The sequence below is a fragment of the Streptomyces aureocirculatus genome (assembly GCF_000720475.1).
Classification (GTDB): Bacteria; Actinomycetota; Actinomycetes; order Streptomycetales; family Streptomycetaceae; genus Streptomyces; species Streptomyces aureocirculatus.
Genome location: NZ_JOAP01000003.1, coordinates 212,833 through 237,747 on the forward strand (window position 1 = coordinate 212,833; position 24,915 = coordinate 237,747).

22 protein-coding genes and 1 tRNA gene are annotated in these 24,915 nt (G+C 72.2%); 15 read left to right on the forward strand and 8 right to left on the reverse strand.

Features of this window, described 5'->3' with window-relative positions:
• Nucleotides 1-88 precede the first annotated feature (88 nt).
• Nucleotides 89-601: an ATP-binding protein gene (locus IG78_RS0104075; protein WP_030559786.1), complete on the forward strand. Its 513-nt coding sequence runs from the start codon at nt 89-91 to the stop codon at nt 599-601.
• 236 nt (nt 602-837) lie between these two features.
• On the opposite strand, the gene pdxR is transcribed toward IG78_RS0104075, so the two are convergent.
• Entirely contained in the window at nt 838-2,295 is a 1,458-nt protein-coding gene (gene pdxR, locus IG78_RS0104085; protein WP_030559789.1) for a MocR-like pyridoxine biosynthesis transcription factor PdxR, read from the reverse strand.
• Between the two features lie 131 nt (nt 2,296-2,426).
• On the opposite strand from pdxR, the gene IG78_RS0104090 reads away from it, so the two are divergent.
• A complete protein-coding gene (locus IG78_RS0104090) occupies nt 2,427-2,933 on the forward strand; it encodes a carboxymuconolactone decarboxylase family protein (protein ID WP_030559790.1) in 507 nt (168 codons plus the stop codon).
• A gap of 174 nt (nt 2,934-3,107) precedes the next feature.
• Here the strand turns inward: IG78_RS0104090 and IG78_RS0104095 are convergent, their stop codons facing one another.
• Both IG78_RS0104095 and IG78_RS0104100 read right to left on the reverse strand, forming a co-directional pair.
• Nucleotides 3,108-4,577, reverse strand: a complete 1,470-nt coding sequence (locus tag IG78_RS0104095; RefSeq protein WP_030559791.1) for an aminopeptidase P family protein — start codon at nt 4,575-4,577, stop codon at nt 3,108-3,110.
• A gap of 194 nt (nt 4,578-4,771) precedes the next feature.
• Nucleotides 4,772-6,250, reverse strand: a complete 1,479-nt coding sequence (locus IG78_RS0104100; protein WP_037685045.1) for a PP2C family protein-serine/threonine phosphatase — start codon at nt 6,248-6,250, stop codon at nt 4,772-4,774.
• A gap of 624 nt (nt 6,251-6,874) precedes the next feature.
• Between IG78_RS0104100 and IG78_RS0104105 the strand changes: the two genes are divergently transcribed.
• Complete coding sequence (locus tag IG78_RS0104105) at nt 6,875-7,693, forward strand: bifunctional DNA primase/polymerase (protein ID WP_030559793.1); 819 nt, start codon at nt 6,875-6,877, stop codon at nt 7,691-7,693.
• Nucleotides 7,694-7,748: 55 nt separating this feature from the next.
• Nucleotides 7,749-8,351, forward strand: a complete 603-nt coding sequence (locus IG78_RS0104110) for a hypothetical protein (RefSeq protein WP_078964792.1) — start codon at nt 7,749-7,751, stop codon at nt 8,349-8,351.
• 464 nt (nt 8,352-8,815) lie between these two features.
• Here the strand turns inward: IG78_RS0104110 and IG78_RS0104115 are convergent, their stop codons facing one another.
• The 3 genes from IG78_RS0104115 to IG78_RS0104125 form a co-directional block, all read right to left on the reverse strand.
• Nucleotides 8,816-9,799: a DUF5926 family protein gene (locus tag IG78_RS0104115; protein ID WP_030559795.1), complete on the reverse strand. Its 984-nt coding sequence runs from the start codon at nt 9,797-9,799 to the stop codon at nt 8,816-8,818.
• Between the two features lie 492 nt (nt 9,800-10,291).
• Nucleotides 10,292-10,930, reverse strand: a complete 639-nt coding sequence (locus IG78_RS0104120) for an ATP-binding protein (protein WP_078964793.1) — start codon at nt 10,928-10,930, stop codon at nt 10,292-10,294.
• Between the two features lie 53 nt (nt 10,931-10,983).
• Nucleotides 10,984-11,856, reverse strand: coding sequence for a glycerophosphodiester phosphodiesterase (locus tag IG78_RS0104125; RefSeq protein WP_030559798.1), 873 nt, complete (start codon nt 11,854-11,856; stop codon nt 10,984-10,986).
• Nucleotides 11,857-12,102: 246 nt separating this feature from the next.
• Between IG78_RS0104125 and IG78_RS0104130 the strand changes: the two genes are divergently transcribed.
• From IG78_RS0104130 to IG78_RS49030, 3 genes are all read left to right on the forward strand, one after another.
• The gene (locus tag IG78_RS0104130) at nt 12,103-13,698 is read left to right on the forward strand and encodes a S1C family serine protease (RefSeq protein ID WP_030559799.1); all 1,596 of its coding nucleotides are present in this window, start codon (nt 12,103-12,105) and stop codon (nt 13,696-13,698) included.
• Nucleotides 13,699-13,746: 48 nt separating this feature from the next.
• Nucleotides 13,747-13,831 (forward strand) — tRNA-Ser (locus tag IG78_RS0104135).
• A 248-nt stretch (nt 13,832-14,079) separates the two neighbouring features.
• Nucleotides 14,080-14,217, forward strand: coding sequence for a hypothetical protein (locus IG78_RS49030; RefSeq protein ID WP_157855750.1), 138 nt, complete (start codon nt 14,080-14,082; stop codon nt 14,215-14,217).
• A gap of 205 nt (nt 14,218-14,422) precedes the next feature.
• Here IG78_RS49030 and IG78_RS0104145 read toward each other — a convergent pair whose 3' ends face one another.
• Complete coding sequence (locus IG78_RS0104145) at nt 14,423-15,424, reverse strand: bifunctional DNA primase/polymerase (protein ID WP_078964794.1); 1,002 nt, start codon at nt 15,422-15,424, stop codon at nt 14,423-14,425.
• A gap of 372 nt (nt 15,425-15,796) precedes the next feature.
• Between IG78_RS0104145 and IG78_RS0104150 the strand changes: the two genes are divergently transcribed.
• The 7 genes from IG78_RS0104150 (at nt 15,797) to IG78_RS0104180 (ending at nt 22,615) form a co-directional block, all read left to right on the forward strand.
• A complete protein-coding gene (locus IG78_RS0104150; protein ID WP_030559802.1) occupies nt 15,797-16,108 on the forward strand; it encodes a hypothetical protein in 312 nt (103 codons plus the stop codon).
• 295 nt (nt 16,109-16,403) lie between these two features.
• Nucleotides 16,404-17,450, forward strand: a complete 1,047-nt coding sequence (locus IG78_RS0104155; protein ID WP_078964795.1) for a Zn-ribbon domain-containing OB-fold protein — start codon at nt 16,404-16,406, stop codon at nt 17,448-17,450.
• Nucleotides 17,447-17,881 carry a MaoC family dehydratase gene (locus tag IG78_RS0104160; RefSeq protein ID WP_030559805.1) on the forward strand — a complete coding sequence of 145 codons (435 nt, stop codon included), beginning with the start codon at nt 17,447-17,449 and terminating at the stop codon, nt 17,879-17,881. Before IG78_RS0104155 ends, IG78_RS0104160 begins: the two co-directional genes overlap by 4 nt.
• On the forward strand, nt 17,878-19,044 hold the full coding sequence (locus tag IG78_RS0104165; protein WP_030559807.1) for a lipid-transfer protein: 1,167 nt from the start codon (nt 17,878-17,880) through the stop codon (nt 19,042-19,044). The genes IG78_RS0104160 and IG78_RS0104165 overlap by 4 nt, the downstream gene beginning before the upstream one ends.
• 51 nt (nt 19,045-19,095) lie before the next feature.
• Nucleotides 19,096-20,010 carry a DUF1906 domain-containing protein gene (locus tag IG78_RS0104170; protein WP_030559808.1) on the forward strand — a complete coding sequence of 305 codons (915 nt, stop codon included), beginning with the start codon at nt 19,096-19,098 and terminating at the stop codon, nt 20,008-20,010.
• A gap of 203 nt (nt 20,011-20,213) precedes the next feature.
• The gene (locus tag IG78_RS0104175; protein ID WP_016639082.1) at nt 20,214-20,777 is read left to right on the forward strand and encodes a SigE family RNA polymerase sigma factor; all 564 of its coding nucleotides are present in this window, start codon (nt 20,214-20,216) and stop codon (nt 20,775-20,777) included.
• A 188-nt stretch (nt 20,778-20,965) separates the two neighbouring features.
• A complete protein-coding gene (locus tag IG78_RS0104180; RefSeq protein WP_030559811.1) occupies nt 20,966-22,615 on the forward strand; it encodes a long-chain fatty acid--CoA ligase in 1,650 nt (549 codons plus the stop codon).
• Nucleotides 22,616-22,771: 156 nt separating this feature from the next.
• Here the strand turns inward: IG78_RS0104180 and IG78_RS0104185 are convergent, their stop codons facing one another.
• Entirely contained in the window at nt 22,772-24,034 is a 1,263-nt protein-coding gene (locus IG78_RS0104185; protein ID WP_037685047.1) for an MFS transporter, read from the reverse strand.
• Nucleotides 24,035-24,181: 147 nt separating this feature from the next.
• On the opposite strand from IG78_RS0104185, the gene IG78_RS0104190 reads away from it, so the two are divergent.
• Nucleotides 24,182-24,769, forward strand: a complete 588-nt coding sequence (locus tag IG78_RS0104190) for a TetR/AcrR family transcriptional regulator (RefSeq protein WP_030559813.1) — start codon at nt 24,182-24,184, stop codon at nt 24,767-24,769.
• Nucleotides 24,770-24,915: the final 146 nt, after the last annotated feature.

Below are 24,915 nucleotides of genomic sequence, written 5' to 3' on the forward strand. Positions count from 1 at the left end.
GGGCGGCATCACGTCAAGAGGGCGCTTATTCGCGGGTGCGCGCGGCAATACGTATCGGTATGTCGAGCCGCAGCCAGGAGGCTGGAGCATGAGCATCTGGTGGTCACTCCATTTGCGGCGCGAAGCTGCGAGCGTCCCGCTCGCCCGGCGCCTGCTGATGGGCACGATGGAGAGCGCGGGGGTGCACCCCGACGACTCCTACGACTTGTCGCTGGCGCTCACCGAGGCCTGTGCCAACGCCGTGGAGCACGGTGGGGCCGCGACTCCCGACGCGCCCGGCGGCGCCTACCGGGTCACGGCGTATCTCGACGGCGAGAAGTGCCGCATCGAGGTCGCCGACTCCGGCCCCGGGTTCCCGCCGAGCCGCGTGCACGTGTCCGCCGGGCGCCGGGGGCGGCGCCGCACCCGGCGCCCCGCTCCCGCTCCCGCCCCCGCGCTCACCCTGCCTTCAGAGACGTCCGAGAGCGGGCGTGGCCTGTGTCTCATCCGGGAGCTCGCCGACCACGTGGACTACGGCAACAAGCCTGGGCGCGGCGGCGCGGTGATCAGTTTCGACAAGGTCCTCAAGTGGCGTGAGGACGCGCCGCTTGTCACTGCGTGAGGCTTTGGCGGTTGGGGGTGCGGGGGGTTCTGCGGGGGGTTGTCGCGGCCTTCGGCCTGGCTCGTCCTCAAACGCCGGACGGGCTTGATCTGTCCTCATGCACCCACCTGTTGAAGGCCCTCGCGGACTGGTCGATCGCGCACCGCCCGGTCATCGCGGCGGCACGGGAGGCGTACGACGGGCGGAGCGCCGCCGACCCGGTGTGACGGCCCCGGCTCGCTCCCGGCGCCGCCCCGTCACGCTTCCGGCCCGCCCGAGGGCGGCGGCAGCACCCGGCACAGGGCCTCGACCGCCGCCGCGTACGCGTGCTCGGGCGGTGTCGCGTACCCGACGACCAGGCCGTCCGGTGCCCGGTTCGGCGCGGCGGGGTGCCGGTAGTCGGCCAGGCCCTCCACGCCGACCCCCTGCCACGCGGCGGCCTTCACGGCGGACGCCTCCGTGCCGGGCGGCAGCCGCAGCACGGCGTGCAGACCTGCCGCGATGCCGGTGACGGTGATGTGCGGGGCGCTCTCGGCGAGGGCGGCGACGAGGTGGTCGCGACGGCGCCGGTAGCGCTGCCGCATACGGCGGACGTGCCGGTCGTAGTGGCCGGAGTCGATCAGGTCGGCGAGGGTGAGCTGGTCGGGGACGCTCGCCCACGCCTCCCGCTCGCCCTTGGCGGTGACGGCGGCGTCGGCCAGATGCTCCGGAAGGACCATCCAGCCGAGCCGCACGGCGGGCGACAGGCTCTTGCTCACCGAGCCGATGTAGACGACGCGTTCGGGGTCGAGGCCCTGGACCGCGCCGACGGGTTCGCGGTCGTAGCGGAACTCACCGTCGTAGTCGTCCTCCAGGATCAGGCCGCCGCGGGTGCGGGCCCAGTCGACGGCGGCGCTGCGGCGCCCGGGGTGCAGCGGTCCGCCGGTCGGGAACTGGTGCGCGGGCGTCAGGAGCAGTGCCCGTACGGGTCCCGACAGGTCCGCCAACTCCTCGACGCGAGCACCGTGTTCGTCGAGGGGCAGTGGCAGGGTCCGCGCCTTCGCGGCGTCGAGCAGCGAGCGGTGGAAGCCGAGTCCGTACGCCTCCACGGCGACGGGCCCGCGCAGCACCCCGCCGCTCGCGCCACCGCCAGGCCCGCCGAACAGCAGCCGCAGCGCGTGCGCGAAGCCGGAGCACACCACGATCCGCTCCGGGGTGGTACGCACCCCGCGCGCCCGCGCCAGATACCCGGCGAGCGCCCGGCGCAGCTCGATGCGCCCCTGCGGATCGCCGGGCCCGAAGGCCTCGTTGGGCGCGGCGGTGAGGGCGCGCCGGGCGGCGGCGAGCCAGGCGGTGCGGGGGAAGGAGCCGGTGTCCGGCTGGCCCTGGACGAGGTTGTGCGCGGGGCGCGCGGCCGCGGCGGAGCGCTTGGGCACGCGCACGCCGGGCGGTGGGGCGGCCCGTTCGGCGACCCGGGTGCCTGAGCCCTGCCTGGCGGTCAGCCAGCCCTCGGCGACGAGTTCGGCGTAGGCGTCGGCGACGGTGTTGCGGGCGACGCCGAGGTCGGCGGCGAGGGAGCGGTACGGGGGGAGCCGGGTGCCGGGGGTGAGCCTGCCGTCCTGGACCGCCGCGCGCAGGGCGCGGATGACCGCGGCTCTGCGGCTGCCGCCGCCGGAGAGGTCCAGGTGCAGGTCACTGCCGATGCGCTCCGCCGAATTGACCCACGATTCCGCCATGAGAATGCACCCTACCCGCGGTCTTTCCGGGTCGTAGATTCATGGTCATGACGAACAACACGAACAACACGAACACCACGAACGACATGAACACCACTAACAACACGAACAACACGAACACCACGAACGACATGAACACCACTAACAACACGAACAACACGATGGACACCGCGGCCACCGGCCCCGTCGCCCGCATCGACTTCGCCAGGACCGCCCCGAAGGTCTTCAAGGCCGTCATCGGCCTGGACGCCGCCGCACGCGAGGGCCTCGACCCGGCCCTGGTCGAGCTGATCCAGATCCGCGCCTCGCACCTCAACGGCTGCGCGTACTGCCTGCACATGCACACCAACGACGCGCGCAAGGCGGGCGAGAGCGAGGACCGGCTGCACATGGTGGCCGTCTGGCGCGAGGCCCGGAACTTCTTCACCGCCAAGGAGCAGGCCGCGCTCGTCCTGACGGACGCGGTGACCCGCGTCGCGGACGCGGGGGTGCCGGACTCCGCGTACGCGGAGGCCGCGGCGCAGTTCGAGGAGGAGGAGCTGGCGCGGGTCCTCGCTCTGATCCTCGCGATCAATACGTGGAACCGGATCGCCCTCGCCACGGCGAAGGTTGCCGGGACGGATGAGCGCCGGGGCTGACCCCGGCGCCCCCTCCCGGCCTGGCCGTCTGCGGCCCGTTCCCTGCCGGGGTTCAAGAATCGGCCTTCGGCCTCGTCCTCAAACGCCGGACGGGCTGAAACCATCCAGCCCGTCCGGCTGTTTCGAGGATGAGGCCGTAGGCCGACAAGACGGCACACCCGGGTGCCGCCGCGGTCAAGCCTTCAGCGCGGCCATCCACGCCTCGACCTCGTCGGACCGGCGAGGCAACGCGGCCGAGAGGTTTCGGTTGCCGTCCTCGGTGACGAGGATGTCGTCCTCGATGCGCACACCGATCCCGCGGTACTCCTCCGGCACGGTCAGGTCGTCCGCCTGGAAGTACAGACCCGGCTCGACGGTCAGGCACATGCCCGGCTCCAGGGTGCCGTCGGCGTACGACTCGCGGCGGGCGGCGGCGCAGTCGTGGACGTCCATGCCGAGCATGTGACCGGTGCCGTGCAGCGTCCAGCGGCGCTGGAGCCCCAGCTCGACGACCCGCTCGACCGGGCCCTCGACCAGACCCCACTCGACGAGCTTCTCGGCGAGCACGCGCTGCGAGGCGTCGTGGAAGTCACGGAACTTGCCGCCCGGCTTGACCGCCGCGATCCCGGCCTCCTGGGCCTCGTACACGGCGTCGTAGATCTTTTTCTGCAGCTCGTTGAAGCGGCCGTTGATCGGCAGGGTGCGGGTGATGTCCGCCGTGTAGTACGTGTGCGTCTCGACGCCCGCGTCGAGCAGGAGCAGCTCGCCGGAGCGGACGGCGCCGTCGTTGCGCACCCAGTGCAGGGTGGTGGCGTGCGGGCCCGCGGCGCAGATCGAGCCGTAGCCGATGTCGTTGCCCTCGACGCGGGCGCGCAGGAAGAACGTGCCCTCGATGTAGCGCTCGCTGGTGGCCTCCGCCTTGTCGAGGACCTTCACCACGTCCTCGAAGCCGCGCACCGTGGAGTCCACGGCCTTCTGCAGCTCGCCGACCTCGAACTCGTCCTTGACCAGGCGGGCCTCGGAGAGGAAGACGCGCAGCTCCTCGTCGCGCTCGGCGGTGACCTTGTCGGTCAGGGCCGCCTCGATCCCGGCGTCGTACCCGCGCACGACACGGACCGGTCCTGTGCCCTCGCGCAGCGCGCCCGCGAGCTCGCGGACGTCGGAGGCGGGGATGCCGTACAGCTTCTCGGCCTCGGTGAGGGAGTGGCGGCGGCCGACCCACAGCTCGCCCTGGCCGTCCAGCCAGAACTCGCCGTTCTCGCGGTTGGAGCGCGGCAGCAGATAGATGGTCGCCTCGTGGCCGTCGGCCGTGGGCTCCAGGACGAGGACGCCGTCCTCCGTCTGGTTGCCGGTGAGGTAGGCGTACTCGACGGAGGCGCGGAAGGCGTACTCCGTGTCGTTGGAGCGGGTCTTCAGGTTGCCCGCGGGCACGACGAGACGCTCACCGGGGAAGCGTGCGGAGAGCGCGGCGCGCCGGGCGGCGGTCTCGGCGGCCTGCGGGACGGGCCGCAGGTCGTACAGCTCGGTGTCGGCCCACCCGGACTTCATGTTCTCGGCGAGCTCGTCGGAGACATCGGGGTAGAGGCCGTTCTTGCGCTGCTTGATCGGCTCTTCTTCGGTCTCCACCAGCTCTTCCGGGGTCTCCGGGTTGAGGGCGTCCGACACGGTCTGCCTCCTGTTTTCACGGCTGTGTACGTCACTGGAGCCCCTCCATCGTACGGTCGTACGGAAGGGGGCCCAGGGCCGGAAGACCCGTTACAGCAGGCTTACGCGGAGTACCCGGTTCCTTACTCGAAGCGCGCCGCGAGTTCTTACCCGAAGCGCACAGCGAGTTCTCACTCGGAGCGCACCGCGAGTTCTTACTCGAAGCGCACCGCGAGAAGCACCACATCCTCCTCGCTGTCCGCGCCGTGCACGCTGTTCGGGGCGTCCGGACCCTCCGGCAGCATCGTGCGCAGGACGTGGTCGGCGATCGCGCCGGGGTCCTCGCGGGCCGCCTTCGGAACGCCGACCGCCGCCGCGTGCAGGCGGGCGAAGGCGCGGTCCATCGCGTCACCGGTGCGGTGAAGGAGCCCGTCCGTATAGAGCAGCACCGTTTCTCCAGGCTCCGGGTTGAGCTGCACGGAGGGCGCCTCCCAGCAGGCGAGCATGCCGAGCGGCGCCGACAGGGAGGTCTCCACGAACTCCGTGCGCCGCTCGCCGATGATCAGCGGCGGGCTGTGCCCGGCCCCGGCGAGCACGATCTTGCGCAGCGCGGGTTCGCAGTACGCGAAGAGTGCCGTCGCCGAGCGCGCGGGTTCCGTCAGGCGGAGCAGCAGCTCCAGGTCGGACAGGACGGCGACCGGGTCCTCGCCCTCCATCACCGCGTACGCCCGCAGCGACGCCCGCAGTCGCCCCATCGCGGCGACCGCGCTCGGCCCGGACCCGGTGACGGAGCCGACCGCGAGGCCGAGCGCCGCCTCGGGCAGCGGCAGCGCGTCGAACCAGTCGCCGCCGCCGCGCGGTCCCGCGTGGTGCCGGGCGGCGAGCTGCACGCCGGCCACGCGCGGAAGCCGCGGGGGCAGCAGTTCCTCGCGCAGGGTCGCGGTGGTCGAGCGGGCGCGGTCCAGCTCCACCAGGCGCGCCAGGTGCTCGGTCGCGTACTGGACGTAGCGGCCGACCACACGCCGTCGGCGCTCGGCGGGCTCGGCGGGTTCGTCGTACAGCCAGACCACCGCGCCGACCCGCCCCGCCGCGTCGGTGACCAGCGGCAGCGCGTAGCTCGCGGCGTATCCGAGGCGGACGGCGACCTCGCGGTGGCGGGGGTCGAGGGTGTCGTCGGCGAAGAGGTCGGGCTGCACGATCTCGGTGACGGGCGGCCGGGGCGCGGGGGTGCCGTTGGTGGCCATGCCGGTGGTGTCCACCGCGTTCAGGGTGCTCGCTGCGTCGGCCGCGCCGGGGGCGTACGCGGCGGTGGCGTCGAGCAGTCGGCCGAACGACGTGGCGGTGCGCGGCACCGTCTCCAGATGGCCGAGGTCGGCGCGGGTGAGGCCGAGTCCGACCGTCGTGTCGGGGCCGCGGCCGTCGGTGGGCTCCAGGACGACGAGGCCGCGGCGGGCGCCGACCAGCGCGGCCCCGGCGCGCAGCAGTTCCTTGAGCGCCTCGTCGAGGGTGGCCGTTCGGGACAGGCGTTCGGCGAGTTCGTGCAGCGTGGTGAGGTCCGAGACCCAGCCGGCCAGACGGTCCTGGATCAGTGCCCCCGGCGCGCCCTGGGCGGTTGGGGCGGGCGAGGCAGTGTGGGCGGGCGAGGGAACAGTGGAATCGATTCCGGCCACTTTCGGAGGATGCGGGGCGTTCATGGCTGACGGCTTTCCGACCAGCGCGTATTGCTCGATAGCATCGCAAACCCCCTGTCATTCTGCGCCGCTGGCAATGTCTCCACATCTACACGCAGGGGAGCAGGGATGTCCAGCATTGTCCTGCGGGGATTCGTGGTGTCCAGGGGAGCGCGGGTGAATTCCGTGAACTGGAAGCGATCTTAAGAACTTGTCTGAAAACTGTTGCAGCGAACGGCATATTGCGGTCGACTGACATTGTTCGAAGGAGCGTCACAGCGGTCGCGTGGGGTACGTACTCGGTGATGGCCAGGGGCAGTTGTACGGTGCCCGGAACCTGGTGGCTGAGTCGAGCGTCTAAACCCACGGCGACCGTGCCCCATCCTCCCGTGGCACGGGCGGCATGAAATGCGCGGGACGGCAAACGCCAGGCGCCGCCACCCCTCGCCACGTTAACGCTCGGCCCATAGGGGAGCCCCATGCCGCAGGCTGGGGTGTGATGCGCCAGCTTGTACGCACCTGTACGCACCTGTACGCACTTGCATGCACCTAGTACGCGCACCTCGTACGCACGGCGATAGAGATCCACTCATGGTGTGATGTGGCCCGAAGTGTCCCTCTGCGTGTAACGGAAAGGAACGAGCGCTCATGCGCGAGATCCTCGGAAGGCGACGCAGGCTCCTGTCCTGGCGAGTCGGTAGGAAGCCTGACCAGAGTCCTGCTCTGCTCGCGGCGCTGACCTTCGCGACAGCATGGCGCTGGCCCGTGCTGCCGGGTGTCGGTACGGACGACCAGGTCAGGCGGGGTCTCGACACCCTCGACACCCTCGGCGCGCGCACGGACCGGCAGGGCGACACACGCGGCAGGACCGGTAAGGCCGCCAGAAAGGCAGCCGCCAGAAAGGCAGCCAAGGGCACCGGTGCGTCCGCACTGCGCGGCACCACCGCGCGCTGCGCCTGTCCCGACCCCGACTGCGCCTTCCCCGGCGCCCACCCGCTCGACCCGGGCCTGCTCGCCGCGACCACCGACGAGCGCCTGGTGCGCTGGTGGTGGACCAACCGGCCCGGCGCACCGGTGCTCCTGGCCACCGGCGGACGCGCCCCGTGCGCCGTGAGCCTGCCCGCGGTGGCCGGCGCGCGCGCCCTGGCCGCGCTCGACAAGGCAGGCGTCCGACTCGGCCCCGTCGTCGCCACCCAGGCCCGTGTCTTCATCCTCGTCGCGCCGTACTCGATGGAGCAGTTGGGCGCGCTCCTGTACGCCAAGGACTGGGTCCCGGGCTCGCTGCGGTTCCACGGCGACGGCGGGTACGTCGCCCTGCCGCCGTCGGAGACCGGCCAGGGACAGGTGCGCTGGGAGCGTGCTCCGGCCCCGGGCTCCGCGAGTCCCTGGGTGCCCGACGTCCAGGCCGTCGTCGACGCGGTCGTCGACGCGCTCACTCGTACGGGTGTGAGCGCACCCGAGTTGTAGGGGTATTGGGCGCGGGGTGGACGGGCCGGGTCTCCCCGGTCGTTATCTTCGGCCCATGCACCCCCGCCCGGCAGTGAACCCCCGCCTGCTCGCGCTCCTGGGCGTCGTGGCCGTGGCGGTGCTGCTGCCGCTCGCCGGGGCGTCCGCGGGGCCCGTGCTCAGGCAGGACGCCAAGACCCCCGAACAACCTGTACTCCGCGACGACGCCAAGTCGCCCGAGCGGCCCGCGCGCGCCGCTGCCCCGGCCACCGATGCACCCGTTGCCCCGGCCACCGATGCACCCCCTGCCCCGGGCGACGTGCCGCCCCCGGCCGAGACCACCGCGCGCTGCGGCCCGGAACTCTCCTCGCCGAAAGGCGTCGAAGCCCAGACCTGTGTCCTGACCCAGGCCGGCGAGACCTGGGCGCGCACGTACTACCGCAACGCCACCGGCGAGTCGATCAAGGCCGTTCTCAGCCTCATGGGGCCCGCGGGGCGCACGCTGCGGATGCACTGCCCGGTGGGCGCGGAGGACGAGCCGACGGCCTGCGACACACCCCGGGAGCGCACGGCGGGCGCCGGGGCGCGGTACTCGGCGGTGGCGGAGTTCGCGGCGGAGCACAGCGACGCCCTGCTGCTGAGGTCGGGCAGCAACTCGGCCGCATCCACGGGCAGTTGAGCATGCGACCGTTCGCAGGGCACAGAAACGCCCGGTTGCTGGCGACGGGGGATGCACCAGCAACCGGGCTACCAGAACGGTAACAAGAGATCGGCGCTTGGCAAATTCGATCTCAGTTATCCGGACAGGGATTTACCTGCTTCCAACGGGAGTTGTGACAGGAGTCACGCATTCCGATCCGACTGACTGGTGGGTCAGTGAGGAGTCGCAGCCGACGGGGCGGTCCACCTGTCCCAAGCCCCGCAGCCGGGTGCGCACGGACCGGCCGCTGAGCGGGTCCCGACAGACGTCTGAAAGTGCCCCGGCAGACGGCCGCGCGGGTCCGGACGGGTGGCGTCCACGCAGCCCGGCGGTCGCGCCTACGCCACCCCGGCGGTCGCGCCTACGCCACCCGGCGGTCGGCTGAGGGCGCCCGGCCGGTCGGCGTCCGGGCACCCCGCGGTCAACTGCCGGTGTCTCGGCCCTCAGCTCAGGGTGACCTGGCGGTTGGTGAGGCCGCCGCGGGCCCTGCGCTCCTCCGGCGTCAGCGGCTCGGTGGCCGCGAGCGCCGTGGCCAGGCGCCCGGCGAACTCGGCGGCGGGTCCCTCGACGTCGGCGGCGCCCACGCCGCTCGGCAGGTCCCACACCGGCACGGTCAGGCCGTGCGCACGGAAGGAGCCGACCAGTCGGGTGCCGTCACCGAGGCTCGACGTACCGGCCGCGTGCAGCCGTGCGAGCGCGTCGAGGAGCTGCTCCTCGGGGTGCGGCATGACCCACCGCAGGTGGTTCTTCTCCGGCGTCTCGCACCAGTACGCGGCGTCCACGCCGGACAGCTTGACGGTCGGGATGGCGGCGGCGTTCGCACGCTCCAGGGAGGCGGACACCTCCGGCGTCGTGTTCTCCGCGTCCGGCACCCAGAACTCGAACCCGGAGTGCACGACCGGCTCGAACGCGCTCTTCTCGTCGATCAGGTCCTGCATCCGCGGCCCGTCGGCGGGCGCGCGGCGGCCGGGGACCGGCTTGCCCGGCTCGGTGGCGAGGGCACGCTGCAGGGTGTCGGCGAGGTCGCGGCTGATGTCGCCGGAGGAGGTTTCGTTCTGCAGGCCGAGCAGGACCGAGCCGTCGTCGCGGCGCAGCGCGGGCCAGGCCATCGGAAGGACGGTCGCCAGGGTCACCGAGGGCACGCCGTCGGGCAGCGCCTCCTTCAGCGTGAGCTCGACGGTCGCGGCGGGCACCAGCTCGCGCAGGGCCACCCAGTCGCACTCGCCGGGCAGACCTTCGAACGGGCGCTGCACCAGCTCGGTCACCGCGTGCGCGGCGGACCGGCCGTGACAGGCCTTGTAGCGGCGGCCCGAACCGCAGGGGCAGGGTTCCCGGGCGCCGACCACCGGGACCTCGTGGTCCTTGAGCTGCGACTGCTTGCCCTTGTTGCCCTGGTTGCCCTTGGTCTGCGGGCGCTTCTTGGCCATCGTGGGTGTCTCCCGGTTACGGCTCGCTTGCGTACGGGCGCGAGCCTAGCCGTTCGCCGCGGACCGGACTGAGCGTCCGTGCGCACCGGCGAGGGGGCGGTCGTGGCGGTGCGGGACCGGTGCGGGTCGTGCCGGCGGACCCGGGTGTGTCCCGTCACGGGACCGCCGCGGGTCGGCTCGCGGGTCCGGTGCGAAGCGCGCCGCGGGATCGGCGGCCGTCGTACCGGCGGCTCTTGTGCCCTCCCGCGGCGGGACCGGCCGGTGTGGTGCCCCCGGCTGCTGTCCGTCCCGCATTCGGCCCGGTACGGGTCATGCCGTTGGGCCGGTACGTGTCATGTCTTGGGACCAGTACGTCTCGTGCCGGGGGGCCGGGGCGGCACCGGGCCGCCGGGGCGCCGCACCTCGTACCGAAGGACTGGTGGGCGCCGCGCCGCCAGGCGTAGCACTCTCCGCCCGCCCGAAGCCCCCGTCGTTCCGTCGCCGGTTCCGTCGTCAGTCCCCGTCGTCGAACGGGTCGGCGTAGGCCAGCTCGGACCTCGTCGCCGCGGCGGCGGCCGGTGCCGCGACGCGCGTAGCGAAATCCTCGTGGCGGTGCCCGGACCGCACGAGAGCCCAGACGGTGACCTCACCGTGGATGTCGTCGCGGACCCCCCAGTTCTCGGCGAGAGCGGTGATGATGTTCAGTCCGCGGCCGCCGTGCGCCGTCACCGACGGGGTGGCGGGGGCCGGGCGGGTCGGTCCGCCGCCGTCCGTCACCTCGACCGTGAGCCGCCCCGTATTGTCGACGCGCCACGCCGCACGTACGTCTCCGTCGCTGTCGCCGTCGTCTTCATGGAACCCCTGGCCCAGCGGCCTGCCATGCCGACAGGCGTTGCTGAGAAGCTCGGACAGGATCAGTACGGCATCGTCGATGACCGTCTCCGACACCCCGCTGACGCGCAACTGATCACGCATCCGGTGTCTTGCTTCCCCCACGCCCGCAGGACCATGGGGTACGGCCATGCTCGACGACGCGGGCACCTCCCGTGCCACCACAAACGCCACCCCCGAGACCTCCTTTGCCCCACGCCACGGTGTGGATGCCCCAATGGCCTGGACCGGAAACCGGCCAACGCCGGGATGGTGACGCACTCGACACGGTCGAACACGCAGCGAACGCGCCGGTGCACTCCCCGTGACGGGGTCTAGTCGCGGCCCAGTTGGGAGAGCACCTGCTTGGGGCGGTTGGTGATGATCGCGTCGACTCCGAGCCGGGCGCAGAGCTCGACGTCCTCGGGCTCGTTCACGGTCCACACATGGACCTGGTGCCCGGCGCGTTTGAGCTTGGCCACGTACCCGGGATGGTTGCGCAGGATCCGGACGCTCGGGCCCGCGATCCGTACCCCGCGGGGCAGTCGTCCTTCGCGGTGGCGGGGCGAGACGAACTGCATCAGATAGACCGTCGGCAGGGTCGGCGACGCGGCTCGCACGCGCTGGAGGGAGCGCGCCGAGAAGCTCATGACGCGGATGGGCGAGGGGCCGTCGGCGGGCGGCGCGTCGAGGTCGAAACGCTTGAGCAGGTGCAGCAGCCGCTCCTCGACCTGACCGGCCCAGCGGGTGGGGTGCTTGGTCTCGACGGCCAGTTGCACCCGGCGGCCGGAGGCGTTGTTCTCGGCCACGAGTTCCAGAAGTCGCTCCAGGGTGAGGACCGATGTGTCCGCCGGGTCCGGCGCCACGTCCCAGTCGAGCCCTTCCTCGTCGAGGCCTCCGGCCGTGCCGCCGGACACGCCCCCGGCCGTGCCCCCGGCGCCGCCGTTCTTCCAGGAGCCGAAGTCGAGGGCGGCCAGATCGGCGAGTTCCAGGGCGGAGACGGCGCCGCGGCCGTTGGAGGTGCGGTTCACACGGCGGTCGTGGACGCACACCAGATGCCCGTCAGCGGTGAGCCGTACGTCGCATTCGAGGGCGTCCGCGCCGTCCTCGACCGCCTTCTTGTAGGCGGCCAGGGTGTGCTCGGGGGCGTCCTCGGACGCGCCGCGGTGGGCGACGACCTGGATGTGGTGCTGTCGTGCGTGGGTCACCGCGTCATCGTGCCATCGCTGCCCGCCGCGCCTGCCGTGTGGGTCGGGGCGGGTCGTAGTGGGCCGGAGTGGGCCTGTGTGGGGCGGGGCGTGCCGGTTTCGCCCGCCGTGAACGCACAGCCTCGGCTTATGGTGCCCTGACAGCCCATGGGAAAAGCTGACTACAGACGAATCTGAACCGATCTGATCGTTTGCTGCTCTCAGGCCGTGACCGAGTACGACAGCGTGGACCGAGGAGAAGAAGCTGTGAGCACCGAGAACGAGGGCACCGAAGTACCACCGGCCCCGTCCGCACCTCCTGTGCCGGTGGACACTCCCGCTGCTTCCGCCCCCGACGCGCCGGCGCAGCAGCCCCCGGAGCAGTCTGGGGGAGCCGCCGCGCAGTCCGGGGCGACTGCCGCCGGGGGTGAGCCGGCTTCACCAGGCCACGCTCCGGCGCAGGCCCCGGCGCCCCCTGCCCCGGCGCCGAGCGCTCCCGCCCCGAGCGTCCCGGACCCGTACGCCCACACGACCGCGCACCTGGGCGCGGGCCAGAGCCAGGCACACCACACAGGCGCGAGCCGGCCCACCACCGGCCAGAGCCCGGCCGGTGCGTGGCCGCCGCCTCCCCCGCCGGCGGTGCCGACGTACGCGCAGGGCGGCGGGCACGACGGCGGGGCCGGTTCCCACTGGGGCGCGTCCTGGACGGCGGAGCAGCCGTCGGCGCCGAAGCCGAGCGGCCGCCGGGGCGGTCTGGTCGCGGCGGTCCTCGCGGCGGCGCTGATCGCGGGCGGCGTCGGCGGCGGCCTCGGCTTCTGGGCGGCGGACCGCAACGACGACAGCGGCACGGACTCGACGCCCGTCTCCGCCTCGGACGCCCCCGCGGACCTCAAGCGGCAGCCGGGTTCGGTGGCGGACATCGCGAACAAGGCGCTGCCGAGCGTCGTCACGATCGAGGCCCAGAACGGCAGCGGCGAGGGCGGCACGGGCACGGGCTTCGTCTATGACACCCAGGGTCACATCCTCACAAACAACCACGTAGTGGCGTCCGCGGCCGAGGGCGGCAAGCTGTCGGCAACGTTCTCGAACGGAAAGAAGTACAGCGCCGAGGTCGTCGGCCGCGCCGAGGGCTACGACGTAGCGGTGATCAAGCTCAAGGACAAGCCGGCCAACCTCACGCCGATCCCGCTCGCCAACTCCGACAAGGTGGCCGTCGGGGACTCCACGATCGCCATCGGCGCCCCCTTCGGTCTGTCGAACACGGTCACGACGGGCATCGTCAGCGCCAAGAACCGCCCGGTGACCTCCAGCGACGGCGGCAACAAGAGCTCGTACATGAGCGCGCTGCAGACCGACGCCTCCATCAACCCGGGCAACTCCGGCGGCCCGCTCCTGGACGCGCGCGGCGCGGTCATCGGCATCAACTCCGCGATCAAGCCCGCCGACAGCGGCGGCGGCCTCGGCGGGGGCGGCCAGTCCGGCTCCATCGGCCTGGGCTTCGCGATCCCGGTGAACCAGGCGAAGAACGTCGCGCAGCAACTGATCAAGACGGGTGAGGCCACCTACCCCGTCATCGGCGCGTCGGTCGCCCTGGCGGAGACCTCGGACGGCGCGACCATCTCCGACCGCGGCGCCAGTGGCTCGGGCCCCGCGGTGGAGCCTGGCGGCCCCGCGGCCAAGGCGGGCCTCAAGTCCGGCGACGTCATCAAGAAGCTGGACGACATGGTCATCGACAGCGGCCCGACCCTGATCGGCCAGATCTGGACCCACAAGCCCGGCGACACCGTGAAGATCACCTACGAGCGCGACGGCAAGGAGCGCACGACCGACGTGGTCCTGGGCGCACGCAAGGGCGATAGCTGACCCGCTACTCTTGACCCCGCGCCACGGCCACATCGGCCGCGGGCGCGGGGTGGGTTGCCCGAGCGGCCTAAGGGAACGGTCTTGAAAACCGTCGTGGTTCACACCACCGTGGGTTCAAATCCCACACCCACCGCGGGAACTGGCCCGCAGCTCGCAGGTCAGCAGGGGGTGCCGCTCATGGGAGAGGCACCCCCTTCCGCATGGTTCTGTCGCACCCCTGCTCGTTCGGCTCGCCGGTTCGGTGAGCCGCCCGGGTGAGGGGGCGGTACCTCGCCGGGGTGCGGCGGCTCAGCGGTGGTGGCAGGGCTGGGGCATCGGTGCACGGTGCCCCAGGGGCGCGACCGTCGTGCCCGAGGGCGTGCTGCCGGAAAGGACACCGGCATGAGGATCGCTGAGGCGGTGGCGGGAGCCGTCGGGACGGTCATGGCCCTGGGGGCCCGGGGGGCGGCCGCCGCGCCTACCGCGGCCGCCGATGCGTCGCGGGAGAAGGGGTTGCAGATCGCGTCGATCATCGCGTAGGGCTCGTTCGACGGGGTGCCCGGCAAGGAGTTGGTCGTGGGGCTCGACGACGTTGCCTGAGTCGTGGTTCGGCGGTGCGGGTCACATCCCGGCGGTCGCACCCCAGGCGGTGGTGCCTCGCCGGTCTTCTCCCGCCGGTCGCGTCCCGTAAGGCGCATCCCGTAGGGCGCGACCCGTGGTGGTGCACCCGGTAAGGCGCGTCCCCTCAGGCGTGGCCCGTGAGGCGGGCCGCCGAGGTGATCGTCGAGTGGGCCTCGCGGAGGGTGAGGCCCACCTGGACGGCCGCGTCCGTGAGTGGGCCGGTGAGGGCCTCGCCGAGACCGTTCTCGTACGCGCGGCACGCGGCCCAGAACAGCCGCGTGTTGCGCTGCCCCTCGTGCGCGGCGAGGACGAACTGGACCAGGCCCTGCCCCTGTTGCGGGTCCGGCCGGCCGCCGCCGCCCGGCGGTGACGACCGGTGGCGGGGCCCCGGGGCAAGCAGCCGCAGCAGCGCGGCCGGGCAGGCGGCCGGCGGGAGGTGGGCCGTACCGGGCACGGTGCTGTAGACGCCGTGTTCGGTACGGGAACCCGGGCCGACCAGGTACCCGCCCGCCCCCCGGATGTCGATGCCGGGAGCCAGGCGGCCCGCGGAGTTGGGCACGACGGTGTCAGGTGGCCCCGACAACCAGATGTGCCGGCCACCGCTCGGCGTCGTCACGACGACCGTTTCCGGGATCGTGAACAGGTGCCGCAGCGCCAGTTCGCGCAGCGCGGCCGGGGCGTCGGTGCCGGACTTGGTGTCCAGGTCGATGCCGATCAGGTGGTACGGGGGAAGTCCGCACGCGATTCCGTAACCGGCGGCCCAGGGCGCGGCGGCGAACAGCTCGCGGATGCGGTGCGGGTCGGTCGACGCGTCGTACACGCCATGTCCCGTGCGACCGCACTCGCCCCGGCAGGGTGGCACCGACGACGGCGGAGGCCCGACCTGCGGGCGGTCGTGGTGCGGGCGGTCGTGGTGCGGGCGGTCGTGGTGTGGGGAGCGGAGCGCGGGGAGCTTGGTCCGGGAGAGCGGGATGACGGCGAGTCCGCGCTCGGCCGCGGACAGGGCGTGGGCGAGCGCGAGGGTGGCGGTGTGCCGGGCGGCGATCCGCTCGGGGTGCGGGGCCGGGCGCCTGGGGGTCTCGTCAGGGGGGTTGCGATCTGCGGCATGGCGGTCGGAGGAGGCCATGCCTCATTTTCGTACAGACGTTCGATGAAGGGAAGAGGGGTGGCCCTGGGTGGCGCGTTCCGCGGGCGTGGCGGGCCTTTTTTCCGGTGGTCGCCGGGGCGCTACTGCCCGTGCGGCGCCTCGCTTCCGGCGCTCGCGAGGTTGCCGTACGGAGCGTCTGCTGCTGCAAAGCACGTTTATCGACTTGTCCTCACGCTTGCGGGGGAACTGTGTCTTACGGGGTGGTTCCGAGGGGATTCGGTGGGCAACTCTGGAGTCGCGACGTCGTGCAGTGCAGATATCGAGGTGGTCGGCCAACCGCCTTGCTGCAAGCCCTAGTTGAGGTGATTCCGGCTTTCTGCCGGGGTGTATCTCCCGTTCTGGAGGAATGACATGGCAAGCATCCGTACCGCCCGTGCCCTCGCTGCTGTCGCGGCCCTGCCTCTCGCCGCCGCTCTCTTCTCCGGTGTGGCGACGGCCGACAACGGTTCGTTCGCGGACGACGGATCCAACGCGGGTGTGGCCACTGTTCTCGGCAGTGGCGTCGGCGACGACAACAACGGCAACTCGTCCACTACGCAGCAGCAGGCGGTCGGCAACGGCGCCGCGAACCAGAGCAACACCGCTCAGGTCAACGGCTCCGCGTTCACAGCCATCGAGCAGACGAACGCGAACGTCGCCGTCAACTTCAGCGAGCTCTGGTGACCCGGGGCCTCGTCGGGGAGTGATCCCCGGGGGCCGGCGCTGTGGGGTGATGTGATGCTGCGCGGCGGTGCTTCGGCACCGCCGCGCAGTCGTGTGCGGGGCCTTGACGGCCGGGTTGTGTCTGACGGACAGTCAGAAGACCTTGTCGGTGTCCTGCTGGGCCCTGCTGGTGCCCTGCTGGTGCCCTGCCGGTGCGCCGGGCCGACGCGCCTTGGGTCTGCCTGAAACTGGCCGAAGCGCATGCGCGCCGCGAGCGGCGTGAGGGTCTGTGCCGAATGTGCCGGAGGTGCCTGACGTGACGGATGACGGGTTGTACGCGCGGCTGAAGGAGTACGTGGGGAAGCCCGCCGCCGTCGCCGGGCGCGGCAAGGACCCGGTGAACGCTCCGATGATCAGGCACTGGTGCGAGGCGATGGGGGACGCGCACGCCGCGTACGCCGGAGCGGACGCCGTCGCGCCGCCGACCATGCTCCAGGTGTGGACGATGGGCGGTCTCTCCGGGCACACCGACCGCTCGGAGGCGTACGACGAACTGTTCGCGCTCCTCGACGACGCCGGTTACGCCTCCGTGGTGGCGACCGACTGCGAACAGGAGTATCTGCGGCCGCTGCACCCCGGCGACGCGATCACCTTCGACGCGGTGATCGAGTCGGTCTCGGAGCGCAAGACGACCAAGCTCGGCACGGGGTACTTCGTGACCACGCGGATGGACGTCCGCGCGAACGGCGAGCCCGCGGGGACCCATCGCTTCCGGATCCTCAAGTACGCGCCCGCGCGCAGGCCGCCGAAGAGGGCGGAGCCCCCGGCCGCCGGGAGTCGGCGACCACGTCCCGTGATCAACAGGGACAACGCGGGATTCTGGGACGGAGTGGCCCGGCACGAGCTGCTCATCCAGCGCTGCGCCGCCTGCGCCCGACTGCGCTTCCCCTGGCTGCCCGGCTGCAACGGCTGTGGCGCGCCGGAGTGGGACACGGTCGCGGCAAGCGGTGCCGGCACGGTCTATTCGTACGTCGTGATGCACCACCCCCCGTTCCCTGCCTTCGACCCGCCGTACGCGGTGGTGCTCGTCGAACTCGCGGAGGGGGTGCGGATCATCAGCGAGGTGGTGGGGGCGGCACCCGACGAGGTGCGCATCGGGATGCCGGTGCGCCTGGAGTTCCGGCGGGTCGACGGCGAGGAGTGGGAGCTGCCGGTGTTCCGGCCGGTCGATCCGGACGCGGGCGGGGCCGGGGCGGCGGACGGGCCCGTACCGCCGAAGAGGCCCGTACCGCCGCGGGAGCCCGTACCGCCGAAGAGGCCCGTACCGCCGCGGGAGCCCGTACCGCCGAAGGAGGGCGAATGACCAGGTCAGGTACCACCCTCCCGCCGCGGGAGATACCGATCACCCGCACGTTGATCGTCGCCGGGGCCATCGCCTCGCGGGACTACCAGGACGTGCACCACGACGCGGAGCTGGCGCGTGAGAAGGGCTCCCCCGACATCTTCATGAACATCCTCACGACGAACGGCCTGGTGGGCCGCTACATCACGGACTGCCTCGGCCCGGAAGCCGTACTGCGCAAGGTGGCCATCCGCCTTGGCGCGCCCAACTACCCGGGCGACACGATGGTGTTGACGGGGAGGGTCGAGCAGGAGTCGGTCGGGCGGGAAGCACGGGGCGGCGGCGCGGAAGCCACCCTCACCGTCCGCGTCGTGGGCGCCAACAGCATCGGCAAGCACGTGACGGGCACGGTCACGGTGACGGTCCCCGTGCCCTTGGGGGGTGCGGCATGAGCGTACGGAACAAGGACGGCCTCGGCGGCAGGGCGGCGATCGCCGGGATCGGCGCCACGGAGTTCTCCAAGGACTCCGGGCGCAGCGAGCTGAAGCTGGCCGTGGAGGCGGTGCGGTCCGCGCTCGACGACGCGGGACTGCGGCCGTCCGACGTCGACGGCCTTGTCACGTTCACGATGGACACCAGTCCGGAGATCACGGTGGCGCAGGCCGCGGGCATGGGGGAGCTGTCGTTCTTCTCCCGGGTGCACTACGGCGGCGGCGCGGCCTGCGCGACCGTGCAGCAGGCGGCGCTCGCGGTGGCGAGCGGGGTGGCCGAAGTGGTCGTCTGCTATCGGGCGTTCAACGAGCGCTCCGGGCGTCGCTTCGGCTCCGGGGTGCAGCACCGGGAACCGTCGGCGGAGGGCGCGGCGCTCGGCTGGTCGCTGCCGTTCGGCCTGCTCACGCCCGCGTCATGGGTGGCGATGGCGGCGCAGCGCTATCTGCACGCGTACGACCTGACTCCGGAGGTGTTCGGCCGTGTGGCGGTGGTCGGCCGGAAGTACGCGGCGACGAACCCGGCGGCGTACTTCTACGGCAGGCCCATCACGGCCGCGGACCACGCGGCGTCGCGGTGGATCGTCGAGCCGCTGCGCCTCCTCGACTGCTGCCAGGAGACGGACGGCGGGCAGGCCCTCGTCGTGACGAGCGTCGAGCGCGCCCGTGACCTGCCGCATCCACCGGCGGTGATCGCCGCCGCGGCGCAGGGCGCGGGCCGGGCACAGGAGCAGATGACCAGCTTCTACCGCGACGACCTGACCGGCCTGCCCGAGACGGGCGTGGTGGCGCGGCAGTTGTGGCGCGCGGCCGGTCTTTCGCCGCGGGAGGTGGACGTGGGGATCCTGTACGACCACTTCACTCCGTTCGTCCTGATGCAACTGGAGGAGTTCGGGTTCTGCGGTCCTGGTGAGGCGGCGGAGTTCGTGGCGGCGGAGCGGTTGCCGCTGAACACCCACGGCGGGCAGCTCGGGGAGGCGTATCTGCACGGGATGAACGGTGTGGCCGAGGCTGTCCGGCAGGTGCGGGGCACGGCGGTGAACCAGATACGTGATGCCGCGCGCGTCCTGGTGACGGCAGGCACCGGTGTCCCCACATCGGGGCTGATTCTCGCGGCGGACGGCTGAACCGGCGCGTGTCCCGCGCTCGGCGGCGGGCCCGCCCCGTTCACTCGCCGTATGCGCCACCGAAAGATGCTCTTGGGAACAGTCCTCGCCCTGGCCGCGGGGACGCTGGCCATGGACACGACCACACCAGCCGACGCCGACGCCGACGCGGTCGTCGTCGGGGCGGCCGCTGCCGGATCAACCGGTGCCGGTGCCGGTGCCGACGCCGGGCTGCGGCCGGGTGCCGCCGCAGGGAGGACCCTCGGCGCCCCCGACACCTTCTACGGCCGGGCCTTCGACACCTGCCAGGCACCGGCCGTCGACACCATGAGGCGCTGGCTTGCGTCCGACTACGGCGCGGTGGGGGTGTACTTCGGGGGCCGCGGCCGGGCCTGCGCCAAGCAGAAGCACCTGAGCCGGGAGTGGCTGAGCTCGGTGGACGACATGGGCTGGCGGGTCCTTCCGCTGTACGTCGGCTCCCAGTCCCCGTGCGTCGTGGCGAAGAACAAGCAGCACGTCCGCATCGGCAGCAAACCCTGGGAACAGGGCACCCGCGAGGGCACGGACGCGGTCAACAGGGCCAAGGAGATGGGCATCGAACCGGAGAGCCCGCTCTACCTGGACATGGAGGCGTACCGGCACAAGCAGCGGGACTGCGCCAAGGCCACGCTCTCCTTCGTCCGCGCCTGGAACCGCGAAGTACGCAGCCACAACTACGTACCGGGCTTCTACAGCAGCGCCAATTCCGGCGTAACGCACATGGACGAGGCGCGGCGCGACGGCGTACGGGACCTGCCGTCGGTGATGTGGTTCGCGCGCTGGCACACAGCCCCCGACCTGAACGGCGAGCCCGCGCTCGGCCGCGACGCCTGGCAGCCCCGCAGCCGGATCCACCAGTACGCGGGCAATGTCACGGAGCGCCACGGCGGGCGCACCATCACCATCGACCGCAACCTCGTGGACGCACCGGTGGCCACCCTGGGCTAGATTTCGACGGGCGCCGTGTGCGCCGGAACCGCGCCCCCCGCGCGGGCGTTCGCGTACACCTCAGGGTTGAACCCGCAGGGGTCCGCTCCACCTCCTCCACCTTCAGGAGGTGGGGCAGGCTCCCCTCGTACAACCTGAGGCGGACAAGGCTTCGGGACCTGCGGCCGATCCGCTGATGTAGGGGTCGCTTCTAGCGTGGAGCCATGACCGCATCCATGGTGACCGTGTGCACCAGTGCATCGAAGGCCGCGACGCGGACCACGAGTCCTTCCGCCTACCCGTCGTTCGCCTCTTACGTCCGGGCGCGTCAGCCGGTGCTGCTTCGCACCGCCCGCTCGCTGACGGCGAACCCGAGCGATGCCGAGGACCTGCTGCAGACGGCACTGACGAAGACGTATGTGGCCTGGGACCGGATCGAGGACCACCGGGCGCTCGACGGCTATGTCCGCCGGGCGTTGCTGAACACGCGCACCTCGCAGTGGCGCAAGCGCAAGGTCGACGAGTTCGCCTGCGACGAGCTGCCCGAGCCCGAGACCGTGCCGGCCGGTGACCCGGCCGAGCAGCAGGCGCTGCACGACGCGATGTGGCGCGCGATCATGAAGCTGCCGGCGCGGCAGCGGGCGATGGTCGTCCTGCGGTATTACGAGGACCTGAGCGAGGCCCAGACGGCCGAGGTGCTCGGGGTCTCCATCGGCACGGTGAAGAGCGCGGTGTCCCGTGCGCTCGGCAAGCTCCGCGAGGACCCGGAGCTCACTCCGGTCCGCTGAGAGCGGTACGCGAGGCCGGTTCGCTGCGGCCGGTGTGCCGACGCGTCCGGCCGCACGCGGTGATTTTTCCCTTCATGTGCTCCCGCGGTAGTGACATACCGCGCGGTATGCGGCAAGAATCTGGGGCTACTGCCAGGCAGAGCGCCGGGAACGCCCGGTTGCCCGTGCCACGCCTCCGGGAGGACGCCGTGCTGAGCACCATGCAGGACGTACCGCTGACTGTGACCCGCATCCTCAACCATGGAACGGTCATACACGGGGATTCGCAGGTCATCACCTGGACCGGCGACGGCGCCCCGCAGCGCCGCAGCTTCCGCGACATCGGTGCCCGCGCCGCTCAGCTCGCCCACGCCCTGCGCGAGGACCTCGGCGTGGAGGACGACGAGCGCGTGGCGACGTTCATGTGGAACAACGCCGAGCACGTCGAGGCCTACTTCGCCGTCCCCTGCATGGGGGCCGTCCTGCACACGCTCAACCTGCGGCTCCCCGCCGAACAGCTCACCTGGATCGTCGGTCACGCCGCGGACCGCGTGATCATCGTCAACGGCTCGCTGCTCGGCCTCCTCGCACCGCTGCTCGACCGGATGACGACCGTCGAGCACGTGATCGTCTCCGGGCCCGGCGACCGCACCCTCCTCGAAGGCGGCCGGGCCCGCGTCCACGAATACGAGGAACTCGTCGCGGGCAAGCCCACCGCCTACGACTGGCCCGAGCTCGACGAACGCCGCGCCGCCGCCATGTGCTACACCTCCGGCACCACCGGCGACCCCAAGGGCGTCGTCTACTCCCACCGCTCCATCTATCTGCACTCCATGCAGGTCAACATGGCCCAGTCCATGGGCCTGACGGACGCCGACCTCAGCCTCGTCGTCGTGCCGCAGTTCCACGTCAACGCCTGGGGCCTGCCGCACGCCACCTTCATGACCGGCGTCGGCATGCTGATGCCGGACCGCTTCCTGCAACCCGCGCCGCTGGCCGAGATGATCGAGTCCGAGCGGCCCACGCACGCCGCCGCCGTGCCCACCATCTGGCAGGGCCTGCTCGCCGAGCTCACCGCCAAGCCCCGCGACGTCAGCAGCCTCACCCAGGTCACCATCGGCGGCTCGGCCTGTCCGCCCTCCCTGATGGAGGCCTTCGACACGCTCGGCATGCGCGTCTGCCACGCCTGGGGCATGACCGAGACCTCTCCGCTCGGCACCGTGGCCCGTCCGCCCGCCCATGCCCTCGGCACCGCGGAGGAGTTCGGCTACCGGCTCACCCAGGGCCGCTTCCCCGCCGGGGTCGAGGCCCGGCTCACCGGCCCCGACGGCTCCCACCTGCCCTGGGACGGCACGTCCGCGGGCGAGCTCGAAGTACGCGGCAACTGGATCGCCGGTGCCTACTACGGCGGCGCGGGCGGCGAGGTCATCAAGCCCGAGGACAGGTTCAGCCCCGACGGCTGGCTGAAGACCGGTGACGTCGGCGTCATCAGCCCCGACGGCTTCCTCACCCTCACCGACCGCGCCAAGGACGTCATCAAGTCCGGCGGCGAGTGGATCTCGTCCGTGGAGTTGGAGAACGCGCTGATGTCCCACCCGGACGTCGCCGAGGCCGCGGTCGTCGCCGTCCCGGACGAGAAGTGGGGCGAGCGCCCTCTCGCCACCGTCGTCCTCAAGGAGGACGCCACCACCGACTTCGCCGGCCTCCAGGCGTTCCTGGCCACCCGCGTCGCCAAGTGGCAGGTCCCCGAGCGCTGGGCGCTCGTTCCGGCGGTCCCCAAGACCAGCGTCGGCAAGTTCGACAAGAAGGTACTGCGCAGGCAGTACGCGGCGGGCGAGCTGGACGTGACCCGGCTCTGAAGCGGGGGCGGCGCCGCGTACCCCCGGGGGCGGCGCCGCGTACCCGTACGGGGTCGGCGTCGTGTTCCGACGCAGGTTCGGCGCCGGTGCTCCGTGGGCGTGCCCCGCGTGGCACCGGTGGTCGCGCGGGGCCCCGGTGTGTCGTCCCGTCGGCTCCTACTTGCGTATGCGCAGCGATGTCGCCCCCCAGCCCACCGCCAGGCAGCCCGCGGCCACCGCGCACACCCCGGACCAGTCCCAGTGGGCGAACGCCGTGCCCGCGAGGGCGGAGGCGAGGGCGCCGCCCGCGAAACCGGCCACCACATAGGCGGTGTTGGCGACCGCCGGGGTGGAGGTGGTGGTCAGGGCCAGGGTCTGATTGGCGACATGGCTCGCGACCAGCGCCGCGTGCACGAGGACCGCCGCCGCGCACAGCGCCCAGAGGCGCTCGCCGCCCAGCCAGAACAGCGGCACCGAAACCGCCGCGAGGCTGTAGGCCGACGCCACCACCTTGGCCGCGCCGAAACGGTCCACGAATCCGCCCGCGATCGGCGCCACCACGCTGGCCGCGAGTCCGAAGAGGCCGAAGAGCCCGGCCGCGCCGGTCGTCATGCCGTACCCGTCGCCCTCGTTCGTGAGGAGGAGCGCGAGGGAGGTCCACAGCGCGCTCCACGCGCCGTACATTCCGCCCTGGCGTATGCAGGCGCGGCGCAGCTCGGGTGAGCTCCGCACCACGGCGGGGAGTTGGGCGAGGCCGCCGAACAGCGGGCCCGTGCGGCGGCGGGTCTCCTTGGGCAGGGCGGCCGCGGAGGCCAGGCCGAGCACCGCCGTGAGCGCGGCCGCGCCGAGGAAGACCCAGCGCCAGCCGAAGGCCTGCCCGGCGAGCCCGCCGAGGACCCGGGCCGCCACGACGCCGGTGAAGAGCCCGGCTATGACGGCCGCGACATGGCTGGCCCGCCGGTCGGCCGGGGCGCGCTCGGCCACCAGCGGCACCAGCAACTGCGGGACGACCGTCGCCGTGGAGGCGATCAGGACGGCGGCGGCGAGCACGGTGGTGCCGGACGCCATCGCGCCGAGGACCAGCGCGGCGGTCGTCGCCAGGGACAGGGCGGCGACCAGGCGCCGGCGGTTGACCCGGTCGCCGAGCGGGGCGAAGAACAGCAGCCCCGCCGCATACCCGAACTGGGCCACCGACGCGATCCATGCCACGCCCGACGGGGTCGAGCCGAAGTCCTTGGCTATGAGGGGGAGCAGCGGCGCGGCGACGTAGATGTTCGCCGCGGTGACCGCCGTGCAGACGGCGATGAGGACGAGAAAAGCGCGGGGCGGCAGCCCGGCCGCCGGGGTCGTACCCGAGGTCGTGTGCGGTGCCGTGGCCGGACGAGGCTCCGCGAGCTCCGCCGTCAGGGCGCCCGGCGGGGACGGCGTGGCTGAAGTCATGGGCGACGGGCTCCTCTGTGCGTGGGGGCGGCCGTAGTGTGGACACGCTCATAACCAACTGGTTGGTTGCAAGTCTGCGCCCGTGTTCCGAAAACTGTCAAGCAACCAAACGGTTGGTTAGCGGTGAAGTTCGCTTACGCTGGTCCCATGGGAGTGAGAGACCCCGAGGCCACGCGGGCCCGGATCTTCGACGCGGCGGTCACGGAGTTCGCGCGGTACGGCATCGCCGGAGCCCGCGTCGACCGCATCGCGAGCGAGGCGAAGGCCAACAAACAACTCATCTACGCCTATTACGGCAACAAGGCGGAGCTCTTCGCGCAGGTCCTCGAGAAGCAAATGCTCGATCTGGCCGTCAGCGTGCCGCCGGACCCCGACGACATGGACGGCTGGATGGACCGGCTCATGGACTATCACGCCACCCACCCCGAGGTGTTGCGCCTGCTCTTCTGGGAGGGCATCGAGTACGGCGGCACCGAGGAGCTGCCGCACGAGTACGAGCGCCAGGCGCACTACGACAGCAAGGTCGCCACCTTCGAGGAAGGCCAGGCGCGCGGGGTCATCACGGACGCCATCCCGGCACGCGACCTGCTGTTCATGCTGGTCGCGCTGGCCGGCTGGGCCTCCGCGGTGCCGCAGATGCGGCGCGTCCTCGTGGGCGCTGAGGACGAGGACAAGGCGCGCCTGCGGGCCTCGATCCGCGCGGCGGCGCGCCGCGTCACGGAGCCGTCCGACTGACTTCGAGGCCTCCCGCTCTGGCCCCCGGGTTCCTGCTCGGGCCTGCGGGTTCCTGCTCGGGCCCCCGGGTTCCTGCTCGGGCCCCCGGGTTCCTGCCCGGGTCCGTGGCCTCCTGGCCCGAGCCCGTGGCCTCCCGGCCTCTGGGC